Genomic DNA, 21,138 nt, shown 5'->3' on the forward strand with positions numbered 1-21,138 from the left:
CTTCCACTCCATCAGGCGGTGTGTGGGCTCAGCCAGCGCTCCAGCGAAGCAAGCAACATATCGAGGATCAGAGCGAACAGCGCGGTGGCTGCGGCGCCAAGGATTAGCGTAGGAAAGTCGTTCAGGTAGATGCCCGGGAAGATAAGCTCACCATAGCTGCTGGCGCCAATCAGAAACGACAGCGGGGCGGTGCCGACGTTAATCGCCGTGGCGATACGGATACCGGACATGATAACCGGCCAGGCGGCAGGCAGCTCCACCTGACGCAGTTGCTGGCAGCGGGTCATGCCAATACCTTTGGCCGCTTCCAGCAGCGCAGGTGGCACCGAGCACAGCCCGGCATAGGTATTGCGCACTATCGGTAGCAGTGAGGCAAGGAACAGCGCGACGATGGCCGGTCGGTCGCCGATGCCGATAATCACCATCGCCAGCGCCAGAACCGCCATAGGAGGCAGGGTGTTGCCGATGTTAAACAGCTGCATGACATATTCAGCCCAGCGCCTGGCGAAAGGGCGGCTGAGCAGGATGCCGCTGGGGATGCCAATGAGCAGCGCCAGGGCCATAGAGGAGAAGACCAGAATCATATGCTGCTGCCCAAGGTAAATAAGATCGACCTTGCGCGCGGCAATCGTTTCCGGGCCGATCCCCCAGACCAGCAGGCCGAGCACGATGAGCAGCGCCAGAACGCCCAGCGAGGCCCGTTTTGCGAATGAGAGTGCCATTGCCGTGTGTCTCCAGTGGTAAGCGTGGAAAAGAACGATTCCGGCTGCGTCTTTTGACCGCGTTGCGCAGTACCGGCGTTACCTGAGCTATAACAAGCTCCGGTGCAGGTTGCCAGTAAGGGGCGCAAGGAATGAACCCCAGTTTTGTCCGGGAAATCATTGATTTGCCCTTGTTGCGTCACGCCTGGTTTGTGTGTTTAAGAAAAGTCTTAAAACAGCGCTTTGTAAGTGACGTTGTCACATACTTGACAAATTGAGGCACTGACCGACAGGACGTCGGCCGTGAGGAGGTTAGCGGAACAGGGGTTTTTCTGCGACGGGAATCAGCAGGCCCGAACGCCATTCGGAAAGCGTGAACCGGGTCAGTTCGCCGAGCCCCTGCCAGAAGGGATGCGCCGCGTTTTCAATAAAGCACTCAAGGAAGCGCGGCGCCCAGGGGAGCAGATGCCAGGCCAGCAGTTCGTCCAGGGCCTGCTGCTGTCCGGCGTCTGCCAGCCAGGCGGCCAGCATCAGCAGGGTGCCGATATGATCTTCCGGCTCGTTCATTGCGCTGCTATGGGCGATGCCGCGGCTTTGCATCCACTGACGTAGAGTCAGGGTGGAATCGCCGAACAGCACATTTTCCCGATCGAGCCAGACGGATCCCCATGGCGGCGCCGGGAGCGCCCAGGGGCCGACGAACAGGCGCTGATACGCCTGCTCAATCGTCTCATCCGGGCTGTTCCGGGCCATCAGGGCGGGGATAGCCGATGGCAGCGGCCGGGACTGCGGCCATTCGCTTTCCCAGCCTGTATTTTGCAGCATCTGTACCAGCGTCGCTGCGGCGTCGCTGTGCGGTTCGTAGTAGAACAGCGCGCCCAGCACCCGGCCGCTCAGTGCGATGGCGTTAAGCCGGGCGGCGTGGTTGGTTGCGGTCATAACTCTCCTTTGTTGCCCTGCAAATATGCAGGGCGGGTTAAATTTTCTCGATATCCACCAGGTTGCTGTGCTGCGGATTCCCTTTCGCCAGCGGCGACGGGCGGTGGGTGGTCAGGGTATTCATACAGGCGCCGGTATCGATGCGATCGCCGTTCATATCGGCCTGATGCCAGGCGCCCTGACCCATGGCGGTCACGCCAGGCATAATGCGCGGCGTGACTTTGGCCGCGACCCGCACTTCGCCGCGCTGGTTAAACACCCGAACCATATCGCCGTTGACGATGCCACGTTTACCGGCATCGATGGGATTGATCCACACTTCCTGGCGACAGGCGGCCTGCAAAACGTCGATATTGCCGTAGGTTGAGTGAGTACGCGCTTTATAGTGGAATCCAAACATTTGCAGCGGGAAGCCAGCGCGCTGCGGCGAGTCCCAGCTTTCGAAACCCGGCGCGTAGACAGGCAGTGGGCTTATCACATCATCCGGGGCCAGTTCCCAGCTGGCGGCTATCTCCGCCAGACGCTGCGAGTAAATCTCGATCTTTCCTGAAGGCGTTTTGAGCGGATGGGCTGCGGGATCGCGGCGGAAATCGCGATAGGCCACGAAATGGCCGTTCGGATCGTGCCGTTTGTAGATCCCCATCGCGCGTAGCGCCTCGAATTCCGGTAATTCCGGATCTCTGGCGCGCATTTTAGCATACAGATGCTCCAGCCACTGGCGCTGGCTGCGCCCTTCGGTAAAGCGCTGATAGACTTCCGGCCCCAGTCGCTTCGCCACTTCGCTCATTATCCAGTAGATAGGGCGGCGCTCAAACTTAGCGGTGGTGGCGGGCTGAATAAAGATCAGGTAGCCCATGTTGCCAGCATAGTCGTTGGGGATGATATCCTCCTGCTCGACGGTCATCAGATCCGGCAGCAGAATATCGGCGTACTTCGCCGACGAGGTCATAAAGTTTTCAATCACCACAATGGTTTCGCACAGGCTATCGTCCTGCAGAATATCGTGGGTACGGTTAATGTCGGAATGCTGGTTCACCAGCGTGTTGCCGGCGTAGTTCCAGATAAACTTGATGGGGACATCCAGTTTATCCTTGCCGCGCACGCCGTCACGGGTGGCGGTCATCTTCGGCCCGTGGGTGATGGCGTCGGTCCAGCTAAAGCAGGAGATACTGGTCTTTACCGGATTTTCCAGCACCGGCATACGTTCGATGGTAATGGTGTAAGTGGATTCTCTGGCGCCGCTGTTGCCGCCGTTAATACCGACGTTGCCGGTTAAAATGGGTAGCATGGCGATAGCGCGGGCGGTCTGTTCGCCGTTGGCCTGGCGCTGTGGGCCCCAGCCCTGGCAAATGTAGGCCGGTTTAGCGCTGCCGATTTCGCGCGCCAGCTTAATAATTTTATCCACCGGAATACCGGTAATACGCGAAGCCCACTGCGGCGTTTTTTCCACGCCGTCATCGCCCTGGCCCAGAATCCAGGCCTTGTAGTGAGCGTTGGCTGGCGCACCGTCGGGCAGGGTCTTTTCGTCGTAACCGACGCAGTATTTATCCAGAAACGGCTGATCAACCAGATTTTCGTTAATCAACACCCAGGCAAGGCCAGCGACCAGCGCGGCGTCGGTACCGGGTCGAATCGGGAGCCACTCGTCCTCACGCCCGGCGGCGGTATCGGTATAGCGTGGGTCGATAACGATCATCCGGGCATTGGAACGTTCCCGGGCCTGTTCCAGATAGTAAGTGATGCCGCCGCCGCTCATGCGGGTTTCAGCCGGGTTGTTGCCGAACATCACCACCAGTTTACTGTTTTCGATATCGGATGTGCTGTTGCCTTCGTTGCTGCCGTAGGTGTAAGGCATGGCGCAGGAGATTTGCGCGGTGCTGTAAGTGCCATAGTGACTCAGAAAACCACCGTAGCAGTTCATCAGGCGTGCCACCAGCGAAGCGTAGGGGGAAGAGCGGGTGATATTGCCGCCGACAACGCCGGAAGAGTAGTTGATATAGACCGATTCATTACCGTACTGCTCGACGGTTTTCTGCAACTTCCCGGCGATGGTGTCCAGAGCCTCCTGCCAGCTGATGCGCTCGAACTTGCCTTCACCACGTTTGCCTACCCGCTTCATTGGATAGTTGAGGCGTTCCGGGTGATTGATGCGGCGGCGAATCGACCGGCCGCGCAGACAGGCCCGTACCTGGTGATTACCGTAAATATCCTCGCCGGTATTATCGGTTTCGACCCGCCAGACTTCATCGTTGCGCACGTGCAGACGCAGCGCACAGCGGCTGCCGCAGTTGACCGAGCAGGCGCCCCAGACGATGCGATCTTCAGCGCCTGATACGGCATCGCCGACGGCTGCGGCCGCAGGGCGAATGCCAAACGGCAGCGAAACCGAACCGGCGGCCAACGCAAGACCGCCGAGCGCCGATGACTTAATCAATGTACGGCGGCTGATTCCGCCCGGTTGTTGTTGAGTGGTGGACATGGCTCACTCCACGGCACGACTTTCCGCAACCTGGAAGGTGCCTTGTTGTTATAGGGATTTGGGGTTGCTGGGTACGCCGCTATCGGCGTATTGCAGGGGGAGTGTTACCCATGTGGAGGTAGTCGATATTAATATGCATCAAAGTTGCTGCATAATTCTGTGATAATCCCGCAGGGGTGTCTGATGCACCCCTTTGGTATTACTGCTGTGGCGCGGCATCGTCGCTGGTACGGGTGTAAAGAATTTTCTGGGTATCGTTGGCGCAGTGGCCTACGACCTGAGCGCCGGGTTGATCCGCCTGATCGTTAGGCACGATAGTCAATGTGAACCCCGATTGCGGTACGCCGTTATTAATAATGCGTTGCTCAATATCCGCTTTAACCCTTTCGCACGAGTTCTGTGCTGCCATTACCGGCGCGGTTGCCACCAGGAGTAACGCGCTAATCCAGACCGAAGGTTTCATTGTTGCTTCCTTTTGTTGAGCATGGAGCTCAATCATAGCAGAATAGGGGTAAAGTATTGTATTTACTTATATCGTTTGCCACATTTTCAGATTCTATGAGTATGAGTCGGTGATGAAAAGAGGACTACTGGGATGCGCGCTGGCACTGCTCGTCGTCGGCTGCGACGAGAGGCATTCACAGAGCGACGGCTGGTCGCCGCAGATGTCCAGCTTTGCTAACGAATTCGACTTCGATCCGCTGCGCGGGCCGGTGCGCGATTTTAGTGAAACTGTTATCGATCAGAATGGCGAAGCCGTACGCCACGTCAGCGCACGACTTTCGCGCGACGGCTGTTTTAACAGCCTGGAGTTTCACGACCTGAAAAACGACAGTAGCGCTTCGCTGCAACGTCAGAATGACATGCTGGTGGATGCCGATAGCGGCATTCTGAGGGTGCTATTACAGGGCCACTGCCAGTTGGGTTCGCTGCCGGATGCCTCTGTCGATTATCGTCAGGATCGGCGCGGCTATGTGACTTCGGCTAAGGGGCCTCGGGTGGCGATTCGCTATCGCTACGATGAAGAGGGGTATCCGCTGGGTAAGAGCGCTCAGGAAAATGGCGAGAGGAGCGTATTGCGCATCATTGCCGGCGAGCCCGGCCATAAGCCGGACTACACGACGGTCAGTGAGCGTAATGGGCGCAAGATAGCCACAACCCGCCAGCGTTGCAGCTACGACGCCAGGGGCAACCCAACCGCTTGTCGGGTAATGAGCCGCGATCTGACCACGGGAGCGGAACAGCACTACATCATTTCCAACAGTATCGGTTACTACTGAGCGGTGGGGGTCAACATGGTCCCGCCAGGCGCCTTCAGGTTTTGCAGATAGTTGTGCTGGAAGATGCACATCCTGATGGTGTTGCGGTATTCGCCATTAACGAAGAACTCGTGAATCAGTTCTCCTTCCACCATAAAGCCCAGCTTTTTGTAGATATGAATCGCTTTGGCGTTCTCTTTATCAACGATCAGATAGAGCTTGTATAGATTCAGTACGGTGAAGCCGTAATCCATCGCCAGCTTCGCCGCGCGGGAAGCCAGGCCCTTGCCCTGATGTTCAGGCGAGATGATTATCTGGAATTCGGCGCGGCGGTGTACATGATTGATTTCCACCAGTTCTACCAGTCCCGCCTTTTCACCATTACACTCCACCACAAAGCGGCGTTCGCTTTGATCGTGAATGTGCTTGTCGTAAAGATCGGAGAGTTCCACGAAGGCCTCGTAAGGCTCTTCGAACCAGTAACGCATGACGCTGGCGTTGTTGTCCAGTTGATGGACAAAGCGGAGGTCTTCGCGCTCCAGAGGGCGCAGTTTAACCTGTAGGTCGCCGGACATAAGGGCTCCTTGAAGCGGCGGCAGAGCGTTCTGCCGCATCGAATTACGGGTTAATCACGCGTCCCGTACGGCGATCCAGACAGCGCAGGGTGTTGGGTTCCCAGTAAGCGTTAAGGTTGGCGCTTTTCTGGCAGTTATCGCGGGCATCAAAGGCGGTATCCGCCTTATCCCACTCTTTTTCCGTACGGCGGTTCACTTTCTGACGCAGTGAACGGGTATCGTTCCATTGTTCCTTTTCCATCGCAGCCTGCTGGCGGCTCATGGCGCTATCGCCGGATTCGATGATCAACTTGTTGGTTTGAGCCTGAGCTGGTGCGCTAAGCAGAGCAGCGGCGCTAAACGCCAGCGGCAGTAGCGCAAGGGACAGGCGCTTCATTGAATGACTCATAGAAATGATTTCCTTATTGGTCGTGAACGCCACGACCCCTTTATTTTACCCGATTTTGACGCGCCGGACACCCTGCAGATATCGATATACGACTGCCCGTTCAAAGGTTACAGCGCTTCGGCGAAGGTTCTGAAACTGTTGCAGTTCCTGAGTCAATAGTGTGACGGAGTACAATATTTTCATTATTTATACTTGTATGGTAGTTGGCGGAAGGGAATGATGAGACGCAATAGCTAATGCGTTGAGTTAGCTGACTTCAGTTTGCATTAACACCGGGAAAATGGCGGGGCGCTACCAGCCTGCCGTATTGTTAAAACAGGAGAATAACAAATGAGAAGCGTTGTCGTTCAGCAGCCAGGCCGCCTTGAGATTGCGGAGCGTCCGTTACCGCAACCTGCCGCGGGCGAAGTGAGGATCCGCGTGAAGCATGCGGGGATCTGTGGCTCTGATGTGCATATTTTCCATGGTCACAATCCGTTCGCTAAATATCCCAGGGTGATTGGTCATGAGTTCTTCGGCCATATTGACGCCGTGGGGGAAGGGGTCGATCCGGCGCGGATCGGCGAGCGGGTCGCGGGGGATCCCGTGGTGAGTTGCGGCCACTGTTATCCCTGCCAGATTGGTCGCCCTAATGTCTGCACCTCGCTGCAGGTGGTCGGCGTACATCGGGACGGCGGCTTTAGCGATGCCGTGGTGATTCCGGCGGGTAATGCGCATCGGGTGCCGGATGCTATTCCAGACGATCAGGCTACCATGATCGAACCCTTTACCATCGCCGCCAATATTTGCAGCCAGTTACAGCCTGGTGCGCTGGACGTGGCGCTGGTGTACGGCGCGGGGCCGATGGGGCTGACGACTATCCAGGCGCTGCGCGGCGTTTACGGCGTGAAGAGTGTTATCGTAGCGGATCGCATCGACGAACGGCTGGCTATGGCGCGGGACAATGGCGCCGACCATACCATTAACAACGGCCGCGAAAGTCTGGCTGGCTGGCTGGAGAGCCACGGAGTACAGCCGACGCTTATCGTCGATGCCGCCTGCCATCCGAGCATTCTGCCGCAAGCCATTAGTCTGGCGTCGCCTGCAGGGCGTATCGGCATCATGGGATTCTCCGCCGATCCCTGCACCATCAGCCAGCAGGGAATCACCAGTAAAGAGCTGACCATTATCAGCTCGCGTCTGAACAGTAATCGCTTTCCGATGGTTATCGACTGGATGGCGCGCGGCCTGATTCGGCCCGAAAAACTGATAACCCATAGCTATCCGGTAGAGCAGGTGCTGGAAGCGATGGAAACCTTTGAGAAGGATCAGAAGCTGTGCTGCAAGGTGCTGCTTAATTTCTGAGTACGATGTTCTGTACCTACAACCTGTAAGGATAAACGGGGAAATGAAAAATGACTGATACGACAGATAACAGCAACAAGCCGGAGCGTGATACCCGTGACCTGGTGAAGGCCGCTGTATCGGGCTGGCTTGGTACCGCGCTGGAGTTTATGGATTTCCAGCTTTATTCACTGGGCGCCGCGCTGGTGTTCCATGAAATATTCTTCCCGGAGCAGTCGGCGGCGATGGCGCTGATCCTGGCGATGGGCACTTACGGTGCAGGATATATCGCCCGTATCGTCGGCGCGTTTATTTTTGGTCGGATGGGTGACCAGGTCGGGCGTAAAAAGGTGTTGTTTATCACCATTACCATGATGGGGATCTGTACCACGCTTATCGGCGTGTTGCCCACCTATGCTCAGATAGGCATCTTTGCGCCGGTTCTGCTGGTCACGCTGCGTATTATCCAGGGGTTGGGCGCCGGTGCCGAGATTTCCGGCGCGGGTACCATGCTGGCGGAGTATGCGCCACGCGGTAAGCGCGGCATTATCTCGTCGCTGGTGGCAATGGGCACCAACTGCGGCACCCTGACGGCGACGGCTATCTGGGCCCTGATGTTTTTCCTGCTGGATCGTCAACAGCTGGTGGACTGGGGCTGGCGTATTCCCTTCCTGTGCAGCGCGGTGGTGATGATCTTCGCCATCTGGCTGCGTATCAATCTGAAAGAGAGCCCGGTCTTCGAAGGCGTTCAGGAACAGGATGAGCAGCATGGTACGCCTATCGATCAGGACAACACTATTGGCGCGATGCTGCGCAGCAAATCTTTCTGGCTGGCCAGCGGCCTGCGCTTTGGCCAGGCGGGAAATTCAGGGCTGATTCAGACCTTCCTGGCGGGTTATCTCGTCCAGTCGTTAATGCTGGATAAGAGTATCCCAACCGATGCTCTGATGATCAGTTCCGTGCTTGGCTTCCTGACGATTCCGCTGCTGGGCTGGATTTCCGATCGGGTGGGGCGCCGCATGCCGTACATTATCGTCAATATCAGCGCTATTCTGCTGGCCTGGCCAATGCTGTCCCTGTTGACTAACGGTGCGTCATCGGTCGGCGTGATGATGGCGAGCATCATTATCATCCATAACGTGGCGGTGCTGGGATTGTTCGCGCTGGAAAACATCACCATGGCGGAAATCTTCGGTTCCCGTAACCGCTTTACCCGTATGGCGATTTCCAAAGAGGCGGGGGGGCTTATCGCCGTCGGTTTTGGCCCGCTACTGGCCGGTATTTTCTGCAATATGACCGATAGCTGGTGGCCTATCGCCGCGATGATTGTGGCCTATTCGCTGATTGGCCTGATCTCTGCATTCCTGATGCCGGAAGTTGCCGACAGGGATCTGGAAAATCCGGACGATGCGGCTGATATCACCGTATCGGGTCGCGCAGGCGTGACCCGTACGCTCTCCTGATAATCTGCCAGCTACCCTGTTACGAGATGATACTTACACTTTGTTACCATTCTAGTCAGGGTAGTTGGAAAAAGCTGTCGCAAATCAAGGTGCGAACCGGTGCAGGCGGTAGTCTGCCACGGTTCCCTTATTAATGATGAAGTGGGTATCAACAATGGTAAATTCACTTTGGTCCGCACAGGCAACTTTGCCGAAGTATGACCGTAACCGTCTGCAAACCCGTATCGTTCACCTGGGATTTGGTGCATTTCATCGCGCCCACCAGGCGGTGTTTGCCGACATTCTCGCCGCTGAGCACAACAGCGACTGGGGATACTGCGAAGTTAACCTGATTGGCGGCGAACAGCAGATCGCCGATCTCAAACGCCAGGAAAACCTGTTCAGCGTTTCTGAAATGTCTGGTGAAGGCTGGAATTCTCGGGTGGTCGGGGTGGTGAAAGAGGCCCTGCACGCGGAAGTGGACGGTATTGATACCGTTCTGGCGGCCATGTGCCGTCCGGAAGTGGCTATTGTTTCATTGACCGTGACCGAAAAGGGCTATTGCCATTCTCCGGCAACTGGTGAGCTGGTGGTCGATCACCCGCTGATTCAGGCGGATTTAAAAAATCCTCAGGCGCCGCGTTCCGCGCCAGGAACCATCGTTGCCGCACTGGCGCGCCGTAAAGCGGCCGGGCTGCCGGGCTTTAGCGTGATGTCCTGCGATAACATGCCGGAAAACGGCCACGTGACCCGTAATGTGGTACTGGCCTATGCCCGAGAGCTGGATCCGGCGCTGGCGGCATGGATCGAACAATCGGTCACTTTCCCCTCAACGATGGTGGATCGCATTGTTCCGGCGGTCACCGCCGAAACGCTTGCGCAGATTGAAAGCCATCTTGGGGTAGCCGATCCGGCAGGCGTTGCCTGCGAGCCGTTCCGCCAGTGGGTCATTGAGGATAACTTTGTGGCGGGTCGTCCGCAGTGGGAAAAAGCCGGTGCTGAACTGGTACAGGACGTGCTGCCGTGGGAGGAAATGAAGCTGCGGATGCTGAATGGCAGCCATTCGTTCCTGGCCTATCTAGGGTATCTGGGCGGTTATCAACACATCAATGAGTGCATGGAGGATGAAAACTATCGCCGTGCCGCGCATGCGCTGATGCTGAATGAGCAGGCGCCGACCCTGAAGGTGCAGGGGGTGGATCTGCGTCACTATGCTGATTCGCTTATCGCTCGCTACTGCAACCCGGCGCTGCGCCACCGTACCTGGCAGATTGCCATGGACGGCAGCCAGAAACTGCCGCAGCGTATGCTGGATCCTATCCGCTGGCATCTGGCTCATAACGACGGCTTCGATCTGCTGGCGCTTGGGGTTGCTGGTTGGATGCGCTACGTCGGCGGGGTGGATGAGCAGGGAGCGCCCATTGAAATCAGTGACCCGCTGCTGCCCGCCATCTCTCAGGCCGTTGCCGCAAGTGAAGAAGGAGAAGCCCGGGTGCGGGCGCTGCTGGGGCTGGATGCTATCTTTGGCCGCGATTTGCCGGACAGCAGCGTTTTTGTCGCGAAAGTACTGAGCGCATATCAGGGCCTGCTGGTTAACGGTGCCCGCAGTATGGTGGCGAAGGCTGCCAGATAGTCGAACTAAAGGCGGGGTTTCACCCTGTGTAAAAAGGCTCATGGTTTCCATGGGCCTTTTTTATGCTGTCAGAGCTGCTATTTTCTACCATGACATCCAGCATTGGTATAGCGCTGTATTCTCTGGGACCCGCTGTAGTAAGTAATAATCCGGATTATTTGGCAATCGCTCTGTTTGATATAATTCACTATCGTTTATATAAACAGACAGTTATTCCCCTGATATAAATGGCCACTATTTATTTATTGGCTCGCAGACAGCTGAGAAACCACTGTCCCAACGAGTAAAGGAAACAGGAAGTGAAAATTTATCACCCTGCACTACATTCCATAAGGTAGCTTTTCGAGGAATAAAATCATACCCATCGAACCTGATGTTATTGCTGGCATTAAGGATAGATATGTCGTATTTTGTTTTGATCAAAAAATCACGATCGTTAATCTTTATGTCAATGACGGATTTTGTGTTTTTCTTTAGTGTGGGGTATTGAGCCGTATATGTGCAAAATATTTCCAGTGCTCTTCCTGTTATTGCCTGACTGTTTGCTACAGATATTAAATGCAGATTGTTTATGACGTCGGAAGGGAGATTAATTCCTGAATCATAAATAGCCAGGAATATTGCGTTGTCTAAATCAGGCTCCGAATGTTGATTTGTCGGGCCCAGATATTTGATGATCTGCTGTAACAGATCTGATGGGATACTAACATCATTGATCGATACAATAGTATTAGTGGTATCCATTCGCGAAAAGTCTAGCTTTAAGCATTCTGATGAAAAAAGCTCCTTATATTTTTCAAAATCAATTTTTGGCTGGCATCCGGTTAAAATAAATTCGTCATCAAAACTGACGCCATCATATATTGGTTGTTTGCTGGTTTGAATTTTATCAATGATTTTCTGATCGATAAAGTTTAAATCGTAATTTAGAATGTGAGCCTCCTCTGGTATGTTGATTGACGTATGAACTGGCGGGAATTTGTTTTCCAGGAGAGCTTTGTTTAATATTATGCGGGTGAGTAATGTACTGATTGATGAATGATCATAAAAAGATAGGTGATGGTCTTCTGAATTCAAAGGAAAATTATTGTATGTTGCTGGATTTATTTTTATAACGGAATTGTTTTCATTTTTTATTATGATGGAGCCATCATTATTCATTCTGATCTGAAGTTCATAGTTTTTAGAGTAATGTGTTAGCGTTACATGATAGAAATCATCGGTATTTTTGCATGCTGCTCCCGGTAATATATGGATGTGATTATTCTCATTGTATTCCTGGTTGGTCAGGAAGCTTAATAAATCGTGGCCTTCTAACTCTTTTATTTCTACTGGTGATGGCTGTATTTCTCTATCAAAAGAATGACCTGGAAGATGGTTTTGGCGTTGTATGCTAATCGGGATGTCACTCATCGGCTTAACCCTGGCTGTTGGTATGTAACTCCCTGAATTAGAAAAGAACAACGATATGCCTGACTATCAATTTTTGCTCTTTTTGAACGCTTACGTGTCGAGTGACAGCGCTTCAATATTTCTGAATGGAACATTATCGAAACTCATATCAGCGCTATCCAGAGTGCTATCCAGCATTAACCGGATTATGAAGTTGCTGTTTCGTTCAGCAAATCTGGGGGAATTGTTATCAAAATGTGTTTCATGTCTAATTTTTATCATCCAATTCGCTGCTTTTCTTGCAGGATTGGCGCTAAGGATACAGATTGATTGAAACGTTTCAGCTATTGCCCTGATGGATTTTATCCAGACGATCATCCTTTTTGTATCTAAAAAGCTGAATCGTTTCAATTTCTGATAAAGGAGTGAACCATGTTCCAGTTATCTGTGCAGGATATTCACCCAGGACAGCATGCGGGAAGCAAAGAGGAGGCAATCCGGCTGGTGGCCGGGGCGCTGGCGCAGGCAGGCAACGTGACCCCGGGTTATGTCGAAGGCATGTTGGCCCGCGAACGGCAGACCTCTACCTGGCTCGGCAACGGGATCGCCATTCCTCATGGCACGACCGATACCCGGGACGAGGTGCTGAAAACCGGGGTACAGGTTTATCAGTTCCCGGATGGCGTTCCCTGGGGCGAAGACCAGACGGTGTATGTGGCGCTCGGTATTGCAGCCCGTTCGGATGAGCATCTTGGTCTGTTGCGCCAGCTGACGCACGTGCTAAGCGATGATTCGGTGGCGGAGCGACTGAAATCTGCCGTCGATCCGCAAGCGCTGCGTGCGATGCTGATGGGGGAAAACGGGCAACAGACGCTGAAGTTCGATAACGACATGCTGTCGCTGGACGTTGAGGCCAGCGATCTGGTCATGCTTCAGGCGCTGAATGTCGGGCGGTTGAAAGCAGCAGGCGCCGTTGATGCACGGTTTGTCAGCCATGCGATTGGCGATGAACCCATGAATCTGGGCCAGGGCGTCTGGCTGAATGACAGTACGGAAGGCAGTCTGAAGAGCGCCATTGCGATCGGCCGCCCTGCCGCGCCGATCGATGTGGATGGCCAGCAGGCGGCGCTACTGGTGACGGTTTCAATGGTTGACGATCGGCCGCTGGCCGTTCTGGAAAGACTGAGTTCGCTGCTGACGGCGCGTGAGGCGCAGCGTTTGCTGAAGGCGGATGCCGCTACGCTGCTGGCGTTGCTCACTGGAGAGGGCACCGTCAGCGACGATGATTTCAGCGCTGAGTTCGTGGTGCCCAATGAGCATGGATTGCACGCCCGCCCTGGTGCCATGCTGGTGAACACCATCAAGCGGTTCAACAGCGAAATTACCGTAACTAACCTTAACGGCAGCGGCAAGGCGGTTAACGGCCGCAGTCTGATGAAGGTGGTGGCCCTGGGCGTTAAGAAAGGGCACCGAATTCGCATCACGGCCCGGGGCGATGACGCCGCCGCGGCGATAGAGGGCATCGGTCAGGCCATTGCCGACGGTCTTGGGGAGGGCGTGCAATGAGCCGTCGCGTTGCCACTATCACCCTGAATCCGGCCTATGACCTGGTGGGATTCATTCCGGAGATCGAGAGCGGAGAGGTCAACCTGGTACGTACCACCGGACTGCATGCGGCGGGCAAGGGCATTAACGTCGCTAAGGTGCTTAAGGATCTGGGCATTGACGTCACCGTAAGCGGCTTTCTGGGAAAAGATAATCTGCAAGGATTTCAGCAGTTGTTCAGCGAACTGGGTATCACCAACCGTTTTCACGTGGTGGCGGGACGAACCCGTATCAACGTCAAACTGACGGAGCAAAGCAGCGCCGTCACCGATTTAAATTTTTCAGGCTTTGAAGTTTCTCCCGAAGAGTGGACGCGCTTTGTTGAAGATTCCCTGAGCTGGATAGGGCAGTTCGACATGATCTGCGTCAGCGGCAGTCTGCCTGCCGGCGTCAGCCCCGATGCCTTTTCCGGATGGATGACCGCACTGCGCGATCTGTGCCCGTGCATCATTTTCGACAGTAGCCGCGAAGCGCTGGCTGCCGGGCTAAGTGCCGCGCCCTGGCTGGTTAAACCAAATCGCCGCGAGCTGGAAAGCTGGGTCGGCCGCTGTCTGCCGGACATCAGCGATGTGGTGACGGCCGCCCATGCGCTGCGTCAGCAGGGCATTGCTCACGTAGTGATTTCGCTTGGCGAGCAGGGTGCCCTGTGGGTAAGCGGCTCCGGTGCGTGGATCGCCAGGCCGCCCTCAGTCGATGTGATCAGTACGGTCGGCGCCGGCGATGCCATGGTCGGCGGCATTATCTACGGGTTACTGATGCGTGAATCCAATCAACATACCCTGCGTCTGGCGACGGCTGTATCGGCGCTGGCGGTAGGTCAGAGCAACGTCGGCATCAGCGATCGCCCGCGACTGGCGAAGATGATGGCCTGCGTAGAGGTGTACCCTTTTAACTTACGGCAGGAGAACGACTTATGAAAACGCTGCTGATTGTCGATACCAGGCTGGGTCAGGCGCGTGCCTGGATGGCGAAAAATTTGCTTGGCGCAGCTGCGGCTAAGGCGCAGATTGAAATGACGGATAACCCGGATGACGCGGAGCTGGTGATTGTGCTGGGTACCACGCCGCTGAGCGACAGTGCCCTGAACGGCAAACGGGTCTATCAGGGGGAGATTAATGGCGCGGTAGCCCAGCCGGAAGCTTTCCTTAACGAAGCCCGGCATCGGGCCCAGCCGTATCAGATGTCGGAAACGGTCGCCGCTACGGCTCCCCGACGCATCGTGGCGGTCACCGCTTGCCCTACTGGCGTGGCGCATACATTTATGGCGGCTGAAGCTATTGAAACCGAAGCCAAAAAACGCGGCTGGTGGGTTAAGGTCGAAACCCGCGGTTCCGTGGGAGCAGGTAATGCGATAACCCCGGATGAGATAGAACAGGCAGATTTGGTGCTGGTGGCCGCCGATATCGAAGTCGACCTGAGCAAATTTGCCGGTAAGCCGATGTACCGTACCTCGACCGGACTGGCGCTTAAGAAGACGGCCCAGACGCTCGATCGGGCGCTGAGCGAGGCGCAGCCGTACCAGCCTGCTGGCAGCCGCGAAAAAGCGGCGAGCAAAACGACGGGCGATGAGGGGGGCGGCATTTATCGTCATCTGCTGACCGGGGTCTCTTTTATGCTGCCTGTGGTGGTGGCGGGAGGCCTGTGTATTGCGCTTTCCTTCGCTTTTGGGATCGACGCTTTTAAGCAGCCGGGAACGCTGGCGGCGGCGCTGATGCAGATCGGTGGTGATTCGGCATTCGCTTTGATGGTGCCGGTGCTGGCGGGTTATATCGCCTTTTCCATCGCTGACCGGCCCGGCCTGACGCCTGGAATGATCGGCGGGATGCTGGCGGTCAGCACCGGTGCTGGTTTTATCGGCGGTATTCTTGCCGGTTTTCTGGCGGGATACGTGGCGAAACTGATCGGCGCCCGACTGAAACTGCCTGCGGGAATGGAAGCGTTAAAGCCGATTCTGATTATTCCGCTGGTGGGCAGTTTGATCGTGGGGCTGGCGATGATCTATCTGATTGGCCGTCCGGTTGCCGATATTCTGGCGGCGCTGACTCACTGGCTGCAGACAATGGGTACCACCAATGCGGTGCTGTTGGGGGCGATCCTTGGCGGAATGATGTGTACCGATATGGGAGGGCCGCTTAATAAAGCCGCCTATGCCTTCGGCGTGGGACTGCTGAGCACCCAAACTTATGCGCCGATGGCGGCGATTATGGGCGCCGGAATGGTGCCGCCGCTGGCGCTGGGACTGGCGACGCTTATTGCAGGGAAAAAGTTCGATAACACCCAGCGGGAAGGGGGAAAGGCTGCGTTAGTTCTGGGGCTGTGCTTTATTACCGAAGGGGCCATTCCCTTCGCCGCCCGGGATCCTATGCGGGTGTTGCCCTGCTGTATCGCAGGCGGCGCCGTGACCGGTGCCATCTCTATGGCGGTGGGGGCAGCGCTGATGGCGCCGCACGGCGGTTTATTCGTGCTGTTTATTCCAGGGGCGATTACGCCGGTATTAGGTTATCTGCTGGCGATTATGGCGGGTACGCTGGTGACGGGAGTCTCTTATGCACTGGTGAAGCGCCCGGAAACGGTACCGATGGAGGTATAAAAATGCTCATCGCGCCTTAGCGTGGAATGGTTGAAGACGGGAAGCTAAAAAGCGGCATCATATGACGATGCGGTGGGCAGTTCCGCTCATTGCCGGGAAACTCCCTCTCCCGTTTCGGGAGAGGGCCGGGGTGAGGGTGACAGGCGGCTCCGGCGCCCGGTTTCAGAACAGAAGCGGCAGAATATGATAATGCGGTGGGTGTTCCGTTCACTTTGCGTGATGGCTTCTCTGTTAATCCACCTCGGGTGAACGGGCCAGGGGGGCTCAGTCGCCGCTCCCCTGGCGACCCGGGCTTCCCGGCGGTAAAAAACGCCCTTCGGGGCCCCTTCGCTTATCACTTCGGGCTTTTCGGAACGGGCAAGAGTCGCCATCCATGGCGACCTTACCCTGTCGCGACATCCTGCCGCTCCTCCGGCCCTGCGTGAACGCTACGGTTTAAGCCGGGTGGCTACATCCTCGTCGCTTCAGACCAGGTGCTCAAATACAACCAGCAATACCTGTACGGATAAATCCGGGCAGAAGATTCAGGGCGATGATACTCCGGCCTGAAAATCGCCGCAGCGTTCACGGCCGCCAGGGTCAGCCCGACAGGACGTCGGGCTGAGGGTGTGCGGCACAGGGAGGTGGCGTCACGCCCGACCCGTCCGGCGGACGGGAAAAGCGGAGGGGCCCGCGACAGCGGCGATTTTCACGCCGGAAAGCCAGGTTGTCAGGAGGCGGCGTTTGAGCCTCCTGACACGTTCACCGGTTCCGGAACCGACATAAGATAAATCACCTTAAGGTGAACGGAACCTTCGCCAGCGCGACATATTCCTCCAGAACACGGCGTAGTTGCATCCGGTTTCACGCTAATCCGCGATGAAACTAAAAAAATGGGCCAGTGATATCACTGGCCCGTGCTCTTTCGTTGGTCTTACTCTTCGCTAAACCACTCGCTGTTTTCTTTACGAATCAGCAGGATGGACTCGCTGATTTCATGAAGGTGGCGGTGCATGGCCTCTTCAACCCGGGTTTCGTCGCGCTGTTCCAGCGCATTAAAAATCTCAATGTGTTGATTGAGCAGCATTTCCGGCGGCGAAACGTGATCGAGACTCATAAAGCGTACCCGGTCAATAGTAGCCTTTATGTTTTCTACGGTATCCCAGGCGAGCTGACAGTCGGCGATCAGCGCCAGCTTCTGGTGAAAATCGTCATCCAGGGCGAAGAAATCATTCTGCTGCTGGCGTTCGATGGCGCTACGCTGCTGGTTCAGATTCTGTTCCAGCTTCCACAGCCAGTCGTCGCCGATAAGCGCGGCGGCGCGACGGGCGACGGCGCATTCAATGGCTTGGCGCACGAAACAGCCGTTGCTGACCTGACGGATGGAAATCTTATTCACATAACTGCCACGCTGGGGGCGGATCTGGATCAATCCGTTTTCTGCCAGTTTGATAAAGGCTTCGCGCACCGGCTGACGGGAGACGTCGAAACGAACAGACACCTCCTTTTCAGAGAGCGGCGTACCCGGCGGAATCAGGCAGTGAACGATATCCCTGCGCAGGATGCGATAGATCTGCTGGTTAACGGGCTGTGTGGGGTTTAACGTATCGACGGCCATCTGTTTTATCTGAGTGGTGAGTAACTTGCCGATTTTAGCATTTTTCTAACGTCTGGCCTATACCCGGCTCACAGGCCGGGCAGGAATATCGTTAGCGCTGGCGATGAACGCTCAGGCCGCCGAAGCTCTGACTGACTGGCATCATCTCCAGAGTATTAATGTTGACGTGAGCCGGCAGGGTGGCAACCCACCAGACCGCTTCCGTCACATCTTCAGGCGTCAGGGCGTTGCTGTCCTGATAGGTTTGCGCCACCTTCGCATCGTCGCCTTTAAAGCGCACCCTGGAAAATTCGGTGCCGCCCACCAGTCCCGGCTCGATATCGGTCACGCGAACGGCGGTACCGTGCAGATCGGTACGCAGGTTCAGGCTGAACTGGCGTACGAACGCTTTGGTCGCGCCGTAGACGTTACCGCCAGCGTAAGGCCAGCTTCCGGCCGTGGAGCCCATATTGATAATATGGCCGCGATTGCGCTCAACCATGCCCGGCAGCACTGCGCGGGTCATCCATACCAGCCCTTTGTTGTTGGTATCTATCATAGCCTCCCAGTCATCGACGCTGGCGCGCTGCGCCGGCTCCAGCCCCAGAGCCAGTCCGGCGTTATTCACCAGAACGTCGATCTCGCGCCAGGCTTCGGGCAGAGAGGCGATGGCTTCTTCAACGGCGGCGCGATTGCGCACATCTAACTGCATGGTAAGCACGGCATCGCCGAGCTCTGACTGTAGCGCCTGAAGGCGATCGTGACGGCGTCCGGTGGCGATCACCCGATGGCCATTATCGACAAATCGGCGGGTAATGCATTCGCCAAAGCCGGCGGTGGCGCCGGTAACCAGAATAATCATCTTGCTGTTCCTCAACGCATTATCTAAGTGGTAACTGACTGAATGGACAGCCTAACACGGCTTGCGGCGAATGGGATCGATGAAATGCCTGTCTCGCTCATTGACATTGCCGGGCGGCAATGAGCGGCATAAGCTATAAGGCTAATCCGGTGATTCAGGAGAATAAAATGGCCGTGGATAATCCCTTTTTTCAGGTAAGCCTGCTTCCCTATCAGGCGCCGCCTTTCGATGCCATTCGCGATGAGCATTACCGCCCGGCGTTTGACGAGGCGGTACGTATTAAGCGCGCTGAAGTGGCGACGATCGCTAATGCGCCAGAGGCGCCGGATTTTGCCAATACCTGCCTGGCGCTGGAGTGCAGCGGCCAGATGCTGGCCCGAGTCACCGGCGTTTTTTTCGCGATGACGGCGGCCCACACCAACGATCAGTTACAGCAGCTCGATGAAGCCTTCAGCGCCGAGCTGGCGGCGCTGGATGATGAAATTTATCTGAACGACAGCCTGTTTTCCCGTCTGGAGAAGGTCTGGCAGGGGCGACATAGCCAGGGCCTGGACGATGAATCGGTACGGCTTATCGAACAGCAGCACCAGCGTTTCGTTCTGGCTGGCGCTCGCCTTAATACCGAGCAAAAAACGGCGCTGCGGGCGCTTAATCAGCAGGCGGCGCAGTTAAGCAGTCAGTTCAATCAGCGTCTGCTGGCGGCCACTAAGTCCGGCGGTCTGGTGGTTGACGATGTCATGCAGCTTGCCGGTATGAATGCCGCGGAAATCGCCGCCGCGGCCCAGGCGGCGCGCGATAAAGGGCTGGAGGGGCGCTGGCTGCTGACGCTGTTTAACACCACGCAACAACCGGCGCTTCAGAACCTGGCCCATCGTCAGACCCGCGAGGCGCTGTTTATGGCTGGCTGGCGGCGCTGCGAAAAAGGCGACAGCGGCGACACCCGGGATATCATTCGCGCGCTGGCGCAGGTTCGCGCCCGTCAGGCCGAGCTGCTGGGGTACCCGGACTACGCGAGCTGGAGTATGGCCGATCAGATGGCCGCCAGGCCCGAAGCGGCGCTGGATTTTATGCGTAATATCGTGGCGGCGGCGAGCGGACGCGCGCGTCGCGAACAGGCTGATATTCAGCGGCTCATCGATGCGCAAGAGATTCGTTTCCCGGTCCAGGCCTGGGACTGGAATTTTTATGCGCAACAAGTCAGACGTGAACGTTATCAACTGGATGACAGTGAGATCCGGGCCTACTTTGAACTGGAAAGCGTGCTGCATCGCGGCGTATTCTGGTGCGCCAGCCAGCTTTATGGACTGCGGTTCGTCGAACGTTTTGATATTCCGCTCTACCATCCGGATGTGCGGGTATGGGAGATCTTTGATCGCGACGGACGCGGTATGGCACTGTTTTATGGCGATTTTTTTGCTCGTGACAGCAAAAGCGGTGGCGCCTGGATGGGGAACTTTGTCGAGCAGTCGTTACAACTGGCGAGCGAACCAGTGATTTATAACGTCTGTAATTTCACCAAACCGGCCGCCGGTGAACCGGCGTTACTGAGCTGGGACGATACCATTACGCTATTCCATGAGTTCGGCCACACGCTGCATGGCGTGTTTGCCAGCCAGCGCTATGCGTCGCTTTCCGGTACCAATACGCCACGCGATTTTGTAGAATTCCCGTCGCAGATTAACGAACACTGGGCCAGCCATCCCGAGGTGTTCGCCCACTATGCGCGCCATTACCAGAGTGGTGAAGCCATGCCCCAGGCGCTGCGTGAACGGATGCTGTGCGCCGGGCAGTTTAATCAGGGCTACCATATGACTGAACTACTGGCCGCCGCGCTGCTGGATATGCACTGGCACCAGATAGCCCCGGACGCTGATATTGAAGATGTCAGCGCCTTCGAGCAGGCGACCCTGGCCAGGGAGCAGCTGGCTCTCGATGCAGTACCGCCACGCTACCGCAGCAGCTACTTCGCTCATATCTGGGGCGGAGGTTATGCTGCGAGCTATTATGCCTATCTGTGGACTCAGATGCTGGCGGATGACGGCTTCAAATGGTTTGAAGAGCAGGGGGGCTTAACCCGGGAAAACGGTCAGCGCTTCCGGGACGAGATTCTGTCGCGCGGTAACAGCAGCGATTTGGCTGATTTGTATCGCAGCTGGCGTGGGCACGATCCTGCCGTGGAGCCGATGTTAGAGCATCGTGGACTGAGCGACTGAAAACAAAAAATCGGCTGTGATGGCCGGTTTTACGTCAGGCGTTAAAAAAACGGGGAGGTTGAATGGCAGTGGGTTTGCCCCTCCCCAAACGCTGAAAAGTCTCATTGTCTGATGGACAGACATCTCTGTTATCGGCGCTATCGCCAGAGACTTTAGCGGTT

Annotated in this window: 18 protein-coding genes; 9 read left to right on the top strand and 9 right to left on the bottom strand. The window is 56.1% G+C overall.

From position 1 onward, the window contains the following. Positions 1 to 11: 11 nt before the first annotated feature. The 4 genes from V3W49_RS15515 to V3W49_RS15530 form a co-directional block, all read right to left on the bottom strand. Positions 12 to 722 (bottom strand): ABC transporter permease, encoded by a 711-nt coding sequence (locus V3W49_RS15515; protein ID WP_500146697.1) that lies wholly within the window; start codon positions 720 to 722, stop codon positions 12 to 14. Between the two features lie 291 nt (positions 723 to 1,013). Continuing rightward, positions 1,014 to 1,640 (bottom strand): Tat proofreading chaperone DmsD, encoded by a 627-nt coding sequence (gene dmsD, locus V3W49_RS15520; RefSeq protein ID WP_500146698.1) that lies wholly within the window; start codon positions 1,638 to 1,640, stop codon positions 1,014 to 1,016. 37 nt (positions 1,641 to 1,677) lie between these two features. Further along, complete coding sequence (ynfE, locus tag V3W49_RS15525; RefSeq protein ID WP_500146699.1) at positions 1,678 to 4,119, bottom strand: selenate/tellurate reductase subunit YnfE; 2,442 nt, start codon at positions 4,117 to 4,119, stop codon at positions 1,678 to 1,680. Between the two features lie 199 nt (positions 4,120 to 4,318). Beyond that, positions 4,319 to 4,582: a DUF1161 domain-containing protein gene (locus tag V3W49_RS15530; RefSeq protein WP_500146700.1), complete on the bottom strand. Its 264-nt coding sequence runs from the start codon at positions 4,580 to 4,582 to the stop codon at positions 4,319 to 4,321. Positions 4,583 to 4,694: 112 nt separating this feature from the next. On the opposite strand from V3W49_RS15530, the gene V3W49_RS15535 reads away from it, so the two are divergent. Continuing rightward, complete coding sequence (locus V3W49_RS15535) at positions 4,695 to 5,399, top strand: YnfC family lipoprotein (protein WP_500146702.1); 705 nt, start codon at positions 4,695 to 4,697, stop codon at positions 5,397 to 5,399. On the opposite strand, the gene speG is transcribed toward V3W49_RS15535, so the two are convergent. Continuing rightward, positions 5,393 to 5,953 (bottom strand): spermidine N1-acetyltransferase, encoded by a 561-nt coding sequence (speG, locus tag V3W49_RS15540; protein ID WP_500146703.1) that lies wholly within the window; start codon positions 5,951 to 5,953, stop codon positions 5,393 to 5,395. The two genes, V3W49_RS15535 and speG, sit on opposite strands and share 7 nt — an antisense overlap. A 43-nt stretch (positions 5,954 to 5,996) precedes the next feature. After that, entirely contained in the window at positions 5,997 to 6,329 is a 333-nt protein-coding gene (locus tag V3W49_RS15545) for a DUF1283 family protein (protein WP_500146755.1), read from the bottom strand. Between the two features lie 3 nt (positions 6,330 to 6,332). Between V3W49_RS15545 and V3W49_RS15550 the strand changes: the two genes are divergently transcribed. From V3W49_RS15550 to V3W49_RS15565, 4 genes are all read left to right on the top strand, one after another. Next, on the top strand, positions 6,333 to 6,500 hold the full coding sequence (locus tag V3W49_RS15550; protein ID WP_500146705.1) for a hypothetical protein: 168 nt from the start codon (positions 6,333 to 6,335) through the stop codon (positions 6,498 to 6,500). Positions 6,501 to 6,671: 171 nt separating this feature from the next. Next, the gene (locus tag V3W49_RS15555) at positions 6,672 to 7,685 is read left to right on the top strand and encodes a Zn-dependent oxidoreductase (RefSeq protein WP_500146706.1); all 1,014 of its coding nucleotides are present in this window, start codon (positions 6,672 to 6,674) and stop codon (positions 7,683 to 7,685) included. Positions 7,686 to 7,735: 50 nt separating this feature from the next. Then, positions 7,736 to 9,127, top strand: a complete 1,392-nt coding sequence (locus V3W49_RS15560; RefSeq protein WP_500146707.1) for an MFS transporter — start codon at positions 7,736 to 7,738, stop codon at positions 9,125 to 9,127. Between the two features lie 154 nt (positions 9,128 to 9,281). After that, the gene (locus V3W49_RS15565; protein ID WP_500146709.1) at positions 9,282 to 10,739 is read left to right on the top strand and encodes a mannitol dehydrogenase family protein; all 1,458 of its coding nucleotides are present in this window, start codon (positions 9,282 to 9,284) and stop codon (positions 10,737 to 10,739) included. 234 nt (positions 10,740 to 10,973) lie between these two features. Here the strand turns inward: V3W49_RS15565 and V3W49_RS15570 are convergent, their stop codons facing one another. Next, positions 10,974 to 12,152, bottom strand: coding sequence for a hypothetical protein (locus V3W49_RS15570; RefSeq protein WP_500146710.1), 1,179 nt, complete (start codon positions 12,150 to 12,152; stop codon positions 10,974 to 10,976). Between the two features lie 411 nt (positions 12,153 to 12,563). Between V3W49_RS15570 and fruB the strand changes: the two genes are divergently transcribed. Genes fruB through fruA form a run of 3 tightly spaced genes read left to right on the top strand, consistent with a single transcriptional unit; the run spans position 12,564 to position 16,326 of the window. Continuing rightward, the gene (gene fruB, locus V3W49_RS15575; protein ID WP_500146712.1) at positions 12,564 to 13,697 is read left to right on the top strand and encodes a fused PTS fructose transporter subunit IIA/HPr protein; all 1,134 of its coding nucleotides are present in this window, start codon (positions 12,564 to 12,566) and stop codon (positions 13,695 to 13,697) included. Beyond that, entirely contained in the window at positions 13,694 to 14,653 is a 960-nt protein-coding gene (gene fruK, locus V3W49_RS15580; RefSeq protein ID WP_500146713.1) for a 1-phosphofructokinase, read from the top strand. The genes fruB and fruK overlap by 4 nt, the downstream gene beginning before the upstream one ends. Next, on the top strand, positions 14,650 to 16,326 hold the full coding sequence (gene fruA / locus V3W49_RS15585) for a PTS fructose transporter subunit IIBC (RefSeq protein WP_500146715.1): 1,677 nt from the start codon (positions 14,650 to 14,652) through the stop codon (positions 16,324 to 16,326). The genes fruK and fruA overlap by 4 nt, the downstream gene beginning before the upstream one ends. 913 nt (positions 16,327 to 17,239) lie before the next feature. Here fruA and V3W49_RS15590 read toward each other — a convergent pair. Both V3W49_RS15590 and ydfG read right to left on the bottom strand, forming a co-directional pair. Then, entirely contained in the window at positions 17,240 to 17,923 is a 684-nt protein-coding gene (locus tag V3W49_RS15590) for a GntR family transcriptional regulator (RefSeq protein ID WP_500146716.1), read from the bottom strand. 91 nt (positions 17,924 to 18,014) lie between these two features. After that, on the bottom strand, positions 18,015 to 18,764 hold the full coding sequence (gene ydfG / locus V3W49_RS15595) for a bifunctional NADP-dependent 3-hydroxy acid dehydrogenase/3-hydroxypropionate dehydrogenase YdfG (protein WP_500146718.1): 750 nt from the start codon (positions 18,762 to 18,764) through the stop codon (positions 18,015 to 18,017). A 167-nt stretch (positions 18,765 to 18,931) separates the two neighbouring features. Between ydfG and dcp the strand changes: the two genes are divergently transcribed. Further along, complete coding sequence (gene dcp, locus V3W49_RS15600; protein ID WP_500146719.1) at positions 18,932 to 20,977, top strand: peptidyl-dipeptidase Dcp; 2,046 nt, start codon at positions 18,932 to 18,934, stop codon at positions 20,975 to 20,977. The last annotated feature ends 161 nt before the right edge of the window (positions 20,978 to 21,138 follow it).

Source organism: Rosenbergiella sp. YN46 (assembly GCF_036620675.1).
GTDB lineage: Bacteria > Pseudomonadota > Gammaproteobacteria > Enterobacterales > Enterobacteriaceae > Jejubacter.

Bases quoted from the DNA above. Each gene is read 5' to 3' on its own strand.
- V3W49_RS15565 (WP_500146709.1), top strand. From the start codon at position 9,282: ATGGTAAATTCACTTTGGTCCGCACAGGCAACTTTGCCGAAGTATGAC.
- V3W49_RS15550 (WP_500146705.1), top strand. From the start codon at position 6,333: ATGACTCATAGAAATGATTTCCTTATTGGTCGTGAACGCCACGACCCC.
- ydfG (WP_500146718.1), bottom strand. From the start codon at position 18,764: ATGATTATTCTGGTTACCGGCGCCACCGCCGGCTTTGGCGAATGCATT.
- V3W49_RS15570 (WP_500146710.1), bottom strand. From the start codon at position 12,152: ATGAGTGACATCCCGATTAGCATACAACGCCAAAACCATCTTCCAGGT.
- ynfE (WP_500146699.1), bottom strand. From the start codon at position 4,119: ATGTCCACCACTCAACAACAACCGGGCGGAATCAGCCGCCGTACATTG.
- V3W49_RS15555 (WP_500146706.1), top strand. From the start codon at position 6,672: ATGAGAAGCGTTGTCGTTCAGCAGCCAGGCCGCCTTGAGATTGCGGAG.
- fruB (WP_500146712.1), top strand. From the start codon at position 12,564: ATGTTCCAGTTATCTGTGCAGGATATTCACCCAGGACAGCATGCGGGA.
- V3W49_RS15515 (WP_500146697.1), bottom strand. From the start codon at position 722: ATGGCACTCTCATTCGCAAAACGGGCCTCGCTGGGCGTTCTGGCGCTG.
- dcp (WP_500146719.1), top strand. From the start codon at position 18,932: ATGGCCGTGGATAATCCCTTTTTTCAGGTAAGCCTGCTTCCCTATCAG.
- fruK (WP_500146713.1), top strand. From the start codon at position 13,694: ATGAGCCGTCGCGTTGCCACTATCACCCTGAATCCGGCCTATGACCTG.
- V3W49_RS15590 (WP_500146716.1), bottom strand. From the start codon at position 17,923: ATGGCCGTCGATACGTTAAACCCCACACAGCCCGTTAACCAGCAGATC.
- fruA (WP_500146715.1), top strand. From the start codon at position 14,650: ATGAAAACGCTGCTGATTGTCGATACCAGGCTGGGTCAGGCGCGTGCC.
- V3W49_RS15535 (WP_500146702.1), top strand. From the start codon at position 4,695: ATGAAAAGAGGACTACTGGGATGCGCGCTGGCACTGCTCGTCGTCGGC.
- V3W49_RS15560 (WP_500146707.1), top strand. From the start codon at position 7,736: ATGACTGATACGACAGATAACAGCAACAAGCCGGAGCGTGATACCCGT.
- V3W49_RS15530 (WP_500146700.1), bottom strand. From the start codon at position 4,582: ATGAAACCTTCGGTCTGGATTAGCGCGTTACTCCTGGTGGCAACCGCG.
- speG (WP_500146703.1), bottom strand. From the start codon at position 5,953: ATGTCCGGCGACCTACAGGTTAAACTGCGCCCTCTGGAGCGCGAAGAC.
- dmsD (WP_500146698.1), bottom strand. From the start codon at position 1,640: ATGACCGCAACCAACCACGCCGCCCGGCTTAACGCCATCGCACTGAGC.
- V3W49_RS15545 (WP_500146755.1), bottom strand. From the start codon at position 6,329: ATGAAGCGCCTGTCCCTTGCGCTACTGCCGCTGGCGTTTAGCGCCGCT.